Genomic DNA, 10,835 nt, shown 5'->3' with positions numbered 1-10,835 from the left:
GTGTCATCGTTGTTGGTTTCTCGCTGGGGACTTGCGCTTTGATAATGTACCATTTATGGCTTGTCTGATTCTTCTACAGAGCGACTGTCTGGCTGGGATATTATTCCTACGCAGGTCCCCTGGGTTATTGCTGAGGTCGAGCCTTTGCAGGGAGGTAAGTCGAGCGAGCGCTTCTGGAATCTTCCTGATTTGGTTATTGCTGAGGTAGAGCCATTGCAGGGAGGTAAGTTGAGCGAGCGCTTCTGGAATCTCCCTGATTTGGTTATTGCTGAGGTGGAGGCTTTGCAGGGAGGTAAGTTGAACCAGCGCTTCTGGAATCTCGCTGATTTGGTTATTGTCGAGGTCGAGGAGTTGCAGAGAGGTAAGTTGAGCCAGCGCTTCTGGAATCTCGCTGATTTGGTTATTGTCGAGGTCGAGGCTTTGCAGAGAGGTAAGTCGAGCGAGCGCTTCTGGAATCTCGCTGATTTGGTTATTGTCGAGGTGGAGGCTTTGCAGGGAGGTAAGTTGAGCCAGCGCTTCTGGAATCTCGCTGATTTGGTTATTGTCGAGGTCGAGGAATCGCAGGGAGGGAAGTTGAGCGAGCGCTTCTGGAATCTCGCTGATTTGGTTATTGTTGAGGAAGAGGAGTTGCAGAGAGGTAAGTCGAGCGAGCGCTTCTGGAATCTCGCTGATTTGGTTATGGCTGAGGTAGAGTCCTTCCAGGGAGGTGAGTTGAGCGAGTGCTTCTGGAATCTCCCTGATTTGGTTATTGCTGAGGTCGAGGTTTTGCAGGGAGGTGAGTTGAGCGATTTCGGGGGGAATTTCTGTTAAGTTTTTGTTGGACAGATTTAACATCCACGCTCTTTTGTCCTTTGCCCGTTGAATTAACTCTAATACTTCCTGTGCTGTCATTGACCATTCCCCCGCTACTATATTTACTCCATTTTGGCAAAAGTATCGGGTTAATACAACTGGTTGAGACCTCATCAGCTTGAGTTGAGTTTCTGGAGAGTGAACTGAAAACTCGCATCTGATGACCGATAAGGGACTTGCGTGGGAATAATATCCTAGCCAGAAAATCGCTCTGTAGAAGAATCAGGCCGGCCAGATGGCATATTATCAAAGCGCAAGTCCCTTAGCTGCGGGGACTCTCAAAGGCTCTCCCCCTACTTAGGGTGATCAGCAAACCTGGGCGATCGGAGGGCGCAGGTTCCTTGCGCCCCTACAGTAACGGATTTTGTCCACAATGTAGGGGCGAACTGCGTTCGCCCAAAAGGTACATTATCAAAGCGCAAGTCCCTAACTGGGTGACTAAAGTTGAGAATTCCCTTAAGATAAAGTAAATAAGTGTAAAGAAACTGAAAGTTAGCCTACACCCTTGCTGAAAAAATTCTCATTGTCTAGAAGTGCTATGCTCAATCGTTTTTGCCGAGGAATCTCGATCGCTCTTGTAATTGGTGTCATTAGCTGTCTGGGTTGGATTATCTGCCCGGATCAAGCTCTAGCGGTGAATAATCCCGAATTACTGCCCAATCAAGCCACTCCGATCGTTGATTTAGCCAATTATCTACCCGCAAAACAGGAAGAGGCATTAATCCGAGATATCGAGACATTTCAAGGGGAAACCGGCTGGAAAATGCGAGTTTTAACCCAATATGACCGCAGCCCCGGCCGGGCAGTGATTAATTTCTGGGGATTGGATGATAAAAGTATTCTCCTAGTGGCCGATGGTCGCGGCGGTAATCTACTATCTTTTAGTATTGGTGATGCCGTCTATGAATTTTTACCCCGCACTTTTTGGATCGAATTACAGGCCCGTTTCGGTAATATGTATTTTGTCCGGGAAAATGGCGAAAATAATGCGATCGTACAATCCTTGGACACGGTAAAAGGCTGTTTAGTTAAAGGTGGTTGTGCGGTGGTCCCCGGTTTACCGAGGGAACAGTGGATTTTAACTTTAATTACCTCAATTGTCGGCGGTTTAGTCTTCGGTTTTGCCGGTATTCCTCGCAAAGAAGGACAGGTTTTCGCTTGGCAATGGGTTTTAATTGTCTCTCCCCTCTGGTTTATCCTCTTTGTTGCTTTTGGCATCGGACCGGTGGTTACTCGCACCAGTGAATTACTGCCCCTTTTCCGCAATTTAATCGGTTTTGCCCTCGGGGTTTTAGTCGCCTATCTTTCCCCTCGTTTTAATTCCCTCAACGCCTCAAAAACCTAAAAATTAGCGGCTTGTCAGTGATCAGTAATCAGTAAACAGAAAGTAGCGAAGTTTTTAGCTATAAATGATAGCTGACGGCGGCCCCTCATGGTTCGATCGATCTAGCTCTGTTACAATTAGAAAAATTGTGGAGTGAGTGAGATAACGTTTATGTGGGTCAATACTCAAAGTGAGATTATTAGTAAGGTTTTGCCGCCAGCAGTACGTCTGTTCTTAAGAACGCAAGTGGAACAGATAGAAGATTTAGAAATGCAGCTGCAAGGTCATGATCGGCAAATTTTGCGCGGTTATATCCCCGGGGTATTTTTAGCCGTAGGAAAAGCGATTTATCAAGGTTTACATTTAGGTAAAGCGCAATTAAGAGGGGAAAATATTCGTCTTAATATTGGGCAGGTTTTGCGAGGGAAACCTCTAAAAATTTTGGAACCTATTCGGGTTAGCGGTGAGGTGGAAATTAACGAGCAGGATTTAAATAATTCGATCGCCTCGACTATTTTAGTTAATGCTTTTGCCGATTTACTAATTTTTTCCCTAGAAAATAACGGAATTGTTAACGCCAGAGAAATTATCTCACAACAGCGTTTTAACTGGAAAAATGTTCTCTTAAATCAGGGTTATTTCTCTCTTCTCGGCTATAGAGAAACAGGTGCGGAAGTAATTTTTAGCGCTGATATTACCCTAGAAGATGCCCGCACTTTAGGGATTAATCCCCGACAATGGCAAGGTTTAGCCCCAGATTTATCTATTGATCTGCAACCTTTTACCGTCGATTTAGGTAAAGATGTGGAGATTAAATCTTTTATTCTCGACGCTCAAACTCTTTTCTGTCAGGGAAGTTTTTTGATTTTACCTTAAAAATAAACGGGATGATTCCGGTGGGTTAACTTAGTTTAACCCACCTAATTAGGGCTTGCTAAATAAATCTAAAAACCTTGTTAGATTAAGGCTTTTTCAGGGGGAAAATTCACACCCCACACCCTACACCCCACACCCCACACCCTGCCCCCACCAACAAACTTTTTCAGCAGACCCTAATTATTACCCCGGATTCTGTGCGATTAAAATAACTGTTTGCATTAGTCCGACTAGAAGACCAAGAATACCACCGAGATTAACAATTCCCTGTAATTCCTGTTTAACAATGCCTTGAATAGCATTTTCCAGATCGGCCGGAGAAGTGGCATTTACCCGATCGCGGATTACCTGATCGATGTTGAGAATCGGGATAATTTGGGCGACTAATTTCTCTAAATCTTCCTCTAAATAACGCTCTAAAATTAACGCTAACTCTTGACTAATTACCCCTAATGATGTAGTCATTGACACCGAGGATTGCAGACGATTAATAATTAAATTAGCGATTTGATCCCAGTCGATCGTTTGTCCAAAATCTTGCAGAAATTGTTCGCCACTTTCTTGAATATAAATTCGCACCGTATCCCTGGTGGTTTTACGCAATTGTCTGACGGTGGAGATAGGTAAATTTTGTAAAGAGATACTTTGTAACCAGTTTTTCAGACGATTACGCATCTCTAAAGATAGTAATAATTCTTTGATTCTGGTATTAGCTAAATCCTTTTCATCAAGGCAAAAAGTGCGTAAGCGGGCCAGGGCATTGCGTAAACCGAATAAATTGGCTACTACCCAATAGGTTCCACTGGTTTTTTCCCGAAATCCTTCATCGATAACCTGAATATTGCGATCGGTTAAAAAATCGATTAAAGCTAGACGGATAACATCAGCAGGTAGGACAGTTTCTAATAGCCAATCGGAGAATTGTCGCGCCTGTTGTTCACTGAGAGAAAATTCTAAGACTAGGCGATCAAAAATTTGATTGATCTGTTTTTCTAAAAAGTCCTGCCGTCGGGCTAAAACTTTTAGTAATCTCGCTAAAGATTCCCCGAATAAATCGTGAAGAATCGCCGCCAAAATCTCGGCTGTTTTTGCTTGCCGATCGCCTTTTATTTGTTTTAAAGCTAATTGTAACAGCCAGAGTATCGCCCCCTGTACCCTTTCGGTGTCGAGGAGTCGTTTAGCCAGTTTTTGTAGTTCCTCGGGAGTTAACAGGGAACCCATGATCGTATCCGATACCCGGACAGCTAATCGATCTTGATTGCGAGGAATTAGCCCCGGGGTGAAGGGAAGAGGACGCTTACCGATATAAATCGCTTTGTAGGGACGAAATAGCATTTTTATGGCTACATCGTTCGTAAAATAGCCAATAATTGCCCCCGCGATCGGCGGTAAGAGCCATGTCCAAAGAGTAGGGAGATTCAATTTAGCAGCAAAAAATAAACGGAAATGTGAGTAAGTTATTTCTTCAAGACTAACACTCCCATCAGTCCTGCTAGGAGTGGATAGTGAACAGCGCCGGAAAATCCCGACCGATAGCCTAATTTTACCTGTTCTGGGCCCCTGGGAAAGCGATCGATACTGGGACTAATATAAGCGTACTGGTCAGTTAAGCCGTAGCGCTCGGCGGCGGGAACGACGATATGATCGAGATACCAGTTTTGGAATAGTTTGGCGATGGTTTGGGTAGGTTGATGGAAGTCAAGAATCGCCGCTTTAGCACCCGGTTTCAGGACTCGGTATAATTCCCCCAGACATTGGGTAATATCGACCACATTGCGTAATCCATAGCCGATAGTGGCACAATCAAAGCTAGAATCGGCAAAGGGTAAATTGAGGGCATCCCCCTCCATCCAGTTAATATTAGTGGCGCTAAAACGTTGACGGGCGATTTTTAATTGTTGTGGGGAAAAATCTAGTCCGATCACTTTGCCGGTTTTACCCACTTGTTTTGATAATAGGTTAGTCAGGTCGCCGCTACCACAACAGATATCGAGGGCAAAATCCCCTTTTTCGGGTTGACACCACTTGACTGTCATTAATTTCCAGACGCGGTGTAATCCTAAACTTAATTCTTGATTAAGGCGGTCATATTCGGGAGCGATCTGATCAAAAATTGCCTGTATTTCTGTGGAGTTAGGTGAGGATTGATTGGACATTTTTATAATATAGCACCAGAGAAAATCCCAGATGAAGTTATACCATTCTATCCTATCTGCGCTCACGGAGATAAGCTGTTGAGCATCTACAGCAGTTATCTTCATGGTGGGAACAGTAGCTTAGGTTACGCTTCATCTATCCGAGAACCTTCCGGTCGCAATTCGAGCGAGAGGCCTTCCCGGGCGAGAATAGTTTCAGGGAAAATCTGTCTTACCTGTTCCCCAATGCGATCGAGAAAATCGTCATTATGGGCCGGATCGTGATGAAATAGAACTAACTGCTTAACTTGCGCTGCTTGAGCGATTTTGACTGCTTGCTGCCAAGTGGAATGACCCCAACCCACCTTAGAATACTTAGGATCGTTGTATTCCTCATCGGTGTAGGTAGCATCAATAATCATCACATCCGCTTGCCAGGCCAAAGCCAGAACGTTATCATCAAGGCGATCGGGAAAATGTTCGGTATCGGTAATATATGCTGCCGATAAACCCTGCCAATTTACCCGATAACCCACCGCTTCTCCTGGATGATTTAAAGGACGGGTTTCGACGGTGACATCCCCACAGTGGAGGGTTTCGCCCATTTCTAGATTATAAAATTCTAAATCGGCCCGCATAATCTGCAAAGGCACGGGAAAATTGGGATGTGACATCTGATCGTGTAATTTTTGCTTGATGGTTGCCCCATTGGGGGAGGGAACCGCGTAGATTTTAAAAGTATTGCCCCTGATAAAAGCGGGGATAAAAAAAGGAAAACCCTGAATATGATCCCAATGGGAGTGGCTGAAAAATAAATGGGCTTTCGCTGGACTTTCTGCCATCAAAGACTGTCCTAGGATGCGTAACCCCGTACCACCGTCAAAGATTAATCTTTCTCTACCGACTTGCATCTCTACACAGGAAGTATTACCACCATAACGAACGGTTTCCGAACCGGGACAGGGGATACTTCCCCGTACTCCCCAAAATTTGATCTGGAAACGGTTGTCGGGCATATCAGAAGTTCCTCTACTTGTGCTGATGGGCTAATATAGCGGTTTTCAGTCTAATAAGGTATGGTAAATCCCTTGATAGATAGGCGTTTCAGGGTTTCAATCGGGACTAACTTCTGTGAAAACCGCTATAGATCAGATTAGCACTCTTCCACAATTAAGTCTGTGACCTGATGACAAACACGATAATTTATGATAGGGGGAAAGGATTATAGTTTTCGGGAAAGCAAGAGCATGGATTTACAGAAATTCTTAGAACAATTGCCTCAACAGTATCAGGATTGGGGATCGGCTTTAATGTCGCCTATTTCCGAGCAATTAACCCTTTTAAGCCAAAAAACCGCATCTTATCCCGATCGCAATCTCTTTCCCCTACTCAATTTAGCCGTTGCCTGTCTGCAACCGGACGAGGTTTACTGTCAAGTGGGTTGTTTTCGTCGCGGTAGTTTAGTCGCCGCTTTCTGCGATAATAGCGATCGCTACGGTTATGGCGTAGAAGCTTTTTTTAAATACGATCCATCGGGAGAAAGACTAACTATATTATCTCAGGATTTGGAGGATTTTCAACTATCAGAACAGATATTTTTAAGCGATCAAGAAACGGAACCCTTTTTCGATGATCTCGAAGAATTAAACAGTGAAGAAAAGCTGGGAGTTTATTACTACGATGCCGCCGAAGACTATCGATCGCTTTTGATCTCCTTACTTTTAGCCAAAAACTTCTGGTCTGATTCCGCTTTAATTATCATCAATAAATGTCAGCATCCTGCTCTCCAACAGGCAATAAAAGATTTTACTAAAACCCATCCCCAAGCTCAGATAATTTTAGATGATCAAGTCGCTAATCACGGTTTGCTTGGTTTCAAAAATATTTGTTTATTAGCTTGGAATGCTCCCCCGAACATAACAGCGCTAAAATCCCCGAAAAAACTGGTTTTAAATGTGGGTTGTGGTCCCCATAATCCCGAAGCCTTACCCCAACTATTCCGCGATGGCAATTGGCAAGAAATTCGCCTCGATATCAATACTGCTGTTAACCCGGATATTTTAGGAACTATTACCGATTTAAGTGCCGTTCCCGATCACTCCGTCGATGCGGTTTTTTCTAGTCATAATCTAGAACATATTTATCATTACGAAGTTCCCATCGCCCTAGAGGAATTTAAACGCATTCTTAAACCCGAAGGCTTTTTGATGATCGTGGTTCCCGATATGCAAACTGCCGCCGAATTTGTCGCTAGAGGCGATATGGAAAATGAACCTTTATATATTTCTCCCGGGGGTCCAGTGCGCGCTTTGTGGATGTTTTACGGCATGGGAACAGAAGTCCCCGGAATGCCCTATATGGCTCATAAAACTGGTTTTACTTCTCAAAATCTCAACCAGAAATTACAAGAAGCAAATTTTGCCAGAGTCGAGGTAATTCGCACGGAATTTGAGTTAGTTGCTTTTGGGTATAAGTGAGGAAAGATTAGCAAAAATTGCCCGCACTTGTGGGGCGATTCTTTCCCTTTGATTGATTAAATAAATACTAACGAGGGTTAAAGATACCCCCACCCATTGCAATACACTTAACATCTCACCGAGGAATAAATTCCCGAAAGTGAGGGCAAAAACCGGAGTTAAAAAAGTTAAAGAACTTAAACTGGTTAAATTGCCCTTGGCGGCTAAATAAAAGAATATTCCATAGGCGATCGCACTACCAAAAATAGTGGCATAACTTAAAGCTAACCAACCATTTAAATCGATATTCTGCCATTGATGGGATTCTCTGAAACCTGAAGCTAAAAATAGGGGCAATCCCCCTAAAATCATGTGCCATCCCGTGGCGCTGACGGGATCCGCATGACGACAGACAAACCGGATTAAGACTGTTCCCACCGCCATGGATAGGGAAGCCAAAAGCATCAGCATTTCGCCGCTATTTAGTAATTCTTGCCAGCTAAAGTCAATATTTACCGCTTTTTGTCCAAAAAAGTCATAAAACCATTGATCGGGCAAGCCGATTAAACTAATTCCCCCAATCCCTAAACCCAATCCCAACCATCCCCAGACACCGATAACTTCTTTAAATAGCCAACTCGACATTAAAGCCACCGCTAGGGGTTGGGAGTCAATAATTACCGATCCTAGCCCTGCCCCGGTGCGATTTAATCCCAATGCCAGAAAACCTTGAAAAAGAGTGGCATCCATCAGAGCAAAAAGGGCAATCCATAGCCACGCTTGCAGGGTTTTGGGCTGAGGACGACCTAAAAACCAAGCTACTATTAAAACTAACATTCCGGCGGGGACAAGGCGAATTCCCGCCATAAATAGGGGGGTAGTATGGGGGATAACACCCTTCATCGCTACCATCGCTGTTCCCCAGAGAAAAAACGGTGAGATAAATAAGAGGGGCGAGGATTTCTTTAAATCTAGGTTTTCCATAGGTAGCGATCGAGTTTTGTAGATAACAAATTTCCCTAATTGTATAGTAGAGACTGGGTATCAGCCCTTAATTCTCTTGACTTTCTCCTAACTGATTTTCCTCTAAATCTGTTATTGGTTTTTCTTCCCCGTAACTGATCCAGATCGCAATCATTCCGGCGATAGGAATGGAGAGAAAAACCCCTAATAATCCCGCAACTCTTTCGCCGATAAAGAGAGATAAAAATAAAATTACCGGGTTTAATTCTAGGGCATTGCCCATAACTTTAGGGCGAATAATATTATCTTGAATTTGCACCAAGACAACACAGACAATAAAAGCTTTAACGGCAATTGCTAGTCCCTGGGAGGTAAAAGTCAAGATAGTTACCAACAAAATGCCCAGGGTTGCCCCGATACCAGGGATAGCATCGATAACACCGAGAATGCTCGCTAAAATTAGCCCATATTTGATTCCTAATAGGGAAAAACTTAAGAAACTCGTCACCGATAAAAAGAGCATTAACAATAGTTGCCCGCGAATAAATCCCAGAAAACTTTGTCGAAAAGACTTGGCAAAACGCTCCCGGTATGCTATGGGGAGAAGTTGCAAAAAACCTCGCCAGAGTTTATCACCGTCGATGAGCATATAAACACTGATCACCGCCCCGAAAATGCCCGTAAAGACACTGGAAAAAACTCCCTGTACGAGCGATAAACCCGTGGCTAAACCGGTTTGTAAGCTTCCCACCATTTTATTCAAATCTAATCGATCGAGAAAGTCTTGAAAGGGTAAAAAATCTTTTTGACTAAGGGCATCGGTAAGATTAAATAGTAGTCCTCTCCCCTGATTAACCGCTTCTAATCCTATGCCTGTGACTAATCTAAATAGGAGGATAAAAGCTACTAGGGTGGTAATAGCAATGGCTAGTCCTCTCGGTAGATAACGGGATAACCAAACCACGGGATAATTTAATAGAGCGGCCAGGACTGCCGAACCAGTAAAAATAGCGATCATCCCGTAGAAATAGTTAATTAAGATAATTAGACTCCAGCCACAGCCAAATAATAATAGATAGCGCACTAGAATCGAGTTATTCAGAGTTTTCCAAAAGGAGCTAGAAGGGGGCATAAATAAAGCTAGAAATAGGATTTTAGCATTTAGAATTGTTTTAACAAAGCTTCCCGCATGACCGAGACGGGGACGGGTTGACCTAACCAGATTTCTAGTGCGATCGCTCCCTGATTAACTAACATTTCTAACCCATCAATAATTCTGATCCCTCTAGTCCGGGCCAACCGGAGAAATTTGGTCGGCCGGGGATTATAAATTAGATCGTAGGCGATCGCCGATGGGGGTAAAAGGTCTAATAATTCTAACTCAACAGGGGATTGTTCGCCCTGGGGGGACATTCCGATCGGGGTAGAATTAATCAGGAGTTCTGTGGTGGATACCAGCCCCTCTAATTCGTCCCAGCTATGCACTTCTAGGAGGTCATAGAGGCTGGTATTCGCCCAACTTTCTTTAAAAGGATCTAATTTCTTTTGATTGCGTCCTACCACATGAATTTCGCCACAGCCCAACTGGGCGCAAGCCACCACCACCGCCCGGGCAGCGCCGCCATTGCCTAAAATAACTGGATTCACCCGACTCCAATCTTTGTCAAGGGATTTCAAGGGTGCGAGAAAGCCATCCACATCGGTATTCGTTCCCTGCCAGCCGGTTTCCGTGCGCCAGACGGTGTTAACTGCGCCCACTAGCCTGGCTTTCTCGGTAATTTGCGATAATAAGGGAATAATTGCTAATTTATGGGGAATTGTGACGCTAAAACCCTCTAGAGCGATGGCGGACAAACCAGCGATCGCAGTTGCCAAATTTTCCGGGGCGATCGGTAGGGGAAGATAGACATAATTTAGCCCCAAGGCATCGATAGCGGCATTGTGCATGGGGGGAGAAAGAGTATGGCCGATAGGATCGCCGATTACGCCTAATAACTTGGTTTTTCCGTTAATAATGGTCATAAAAAAAGGTGGGCTTTCCCCACCAAAGTTTGATATCAAGGGTGGCCAATGCTCACCTTACTATACTAGGGTTTGCTGAAAAAGTTTTTCCTGGGGGCAGGGTGTAGGGTGTGGGGTGTGGGGTGTAGGGTTTTACCGATTTTGAGGGGGTCAATTACCTAATTTTCAGGGAAAAAGTCCAGGGATTTTTCCCCCGATCACTCCCAG

The 10,835-nt window shown here is 44.2% G+C and carries 10 protein-coding genes; 3 read left to right on the top strand and 7 right to left on the bottom strand.

Translation table 11 applies throughout. The features are described 5' to 3' along the window. Positions 1-3: 3 nt before the first annotated feature. Complete coding sequence (locus O9295_RS21935) at positions 4-891, bottom strand: leucine-rich repeat domain-containing protein (protein ID WP_288035343.1); 888 nt, start codon at positions 889-891, stop codon at positions 4-6. 499 nt (positions 892-1,390) lie between these two features. Here O9295_RS21935 and O9295_RS21930 point away from each other — a divergent pair, with 499 nt between their 5' ends. Together O9295_RS21930 and O9295_RS21925 are read left to right on the top strand one after the other, a co-directional pair. Beyond that, the gene (locus O9295_RS21930; protein WP_002736671.1) at positions 1,391-2,197 is read left to right on the top strand and encodes a TPM domain-containing protein; all 807 of its coding nucleotides are present in this window, start codon (positions 1,391-1,393) and stop codon (positions 2,195-2,197) included. A 150-nt stretch (positions 2,198-2,347) separates the two neighbouring features. Beyond that, positions 2,348-3,052, top strand: a complete 705-nt coding sequence (locus O9295_RS21925) for an LmeA family phospholipid-binding protein (protein WP_288035340.1) — start codon at positions 2,348-2,350, stop codon at positions 3,050-3,052. Between the two features lie 183 nt (positions 3,053-3,235). Here O9295_RS21925 and O9295_RS21920 read toward each other — a convergent pair whose 3' ends face one another. The 3 genes from O9295_RS21920 to O9295_RS21910 form a co-directional block, all read right to left on the bottom strand. Next, entirely contained in the window at positions 3,236-4,474 is a 1,239-nt protein-coding gene (locus O9295_RS21920; protein WP_288035337.1) for a DUF445 domain-containing protein, read from the bottom strand. A gap of 35 nt (positions 4,475-4,509) precedes the next feature. Next, on the bottom strand, positions 4,510-5,208 hold the full coding sequence (gene ubiE, locus O9295_RS21915) for a bifunctional demethylmenaquinone methyltransferase/2-methoxy-6-polyprenyl-1,4-benzoquinol methylase UbiE (protein ID WP_288035345.1): 699 nt from the start codon (positions 5,206-5,208) through the stop codon (positions 4,510-4,512). Positions 5,209-5,333: 125 nt separating this feature from the next. After that, positions 5,334-6,203, bottom strand: coding sequence for an MBL fold metallo-hydrolase (locus O9295_RS21910; protein WP_288035336.1), 870 nt, complete (start codon positions 6,201-6,203; stop codon positions 5,334-5,336). Between the two features lie 231 nt (positions 6,204-6,434). On the opposite strand from O9295_RS21910, the gene O9295_RS21905 reads away from it, so the two are divergent. Beyond that, positions 6,435-7,664 carry a class I SAM-dependent methyltransferase gene (locus tag O9295_RS21905; RefSeq protein WP_288035333.1) on the top strand — a complete coding sequence of 410 codons (1,230 nt, stop codon included), beginning with the start codon at positions 6,435-6,437 and terminating at the stop codon, positions 7,662-7,664. On the opposite strand, the gene O9295_RS21900 is transcribed toward O9295_RS21905, so the two are convergent. The 3 genes from O9295_RS21900 to O9295_RS21890 all read right to left on the bottom strand — a co-directional run bounded on the left by O9295_RS21900 (position 7,641) and on the right by O9295_RS21890 (position 10,628). Next, the gene (locus O9295_RS21900; RefSeq protein WP_288035330.1) at positions 7,641-8,627 is read right to left on the bottom strand and encodes a DMT family transporter; all 987 of its coding nucleotides are present in this window, start codon (positions 8,625-8,627) and stop codon (positions 7,641-7,643) included. The genes O9295_RS21905 and O9295_RS21900 overlap by 24 nt on opposite strands. A 67-nt stretch (positions 8,628-8,694) precedes the next feature. After that, positions 8,695-9,738: an AI-2E family transporter gene (locus O9295_RS21895; RefSeq protein ID WP_288035329.1), complete on the bottom strand. Its 1,044-nt coding sequence runs from the start codon at positions 9,736-9,738 to the stop codon at positions 8,695-8,697. Positions 9,739-9,767: 29 nt separating this feature from the next. Further along, the gene (locus tag O9295_RS21890) at positions 9,768-10,628 is read right to left on the bottom strand and encodes a shikimate dehydrogenase (RefSeq protein ID WP_287738649.1); all 861 of its coding nucleotides are present in this window, start codon (positions 10,626-10,628) and stop codon (positions 9,768-9,770) included. Between the last annotated feature and the right edge of the window lie 207 nt (positions 10,629-10,835).

It is taken from the genome of Microcystis sp. LE18-22.4A (genome assembly GCF_027531105.1).
In the GTDB taxonomy this organism is placed as follows: domain Bacteria; phylum Cyanobacteriota; class Cyanobacteriia; order Cyanobacteriales; family Microcystaceae; genus Microcystis; species Microcystis aeruginosa.
The sequence above is the reverse complement of the archived record's forward strand: the minus strand, read 5'-3'. Positions and strand labels throughout refer to the sequence as shown.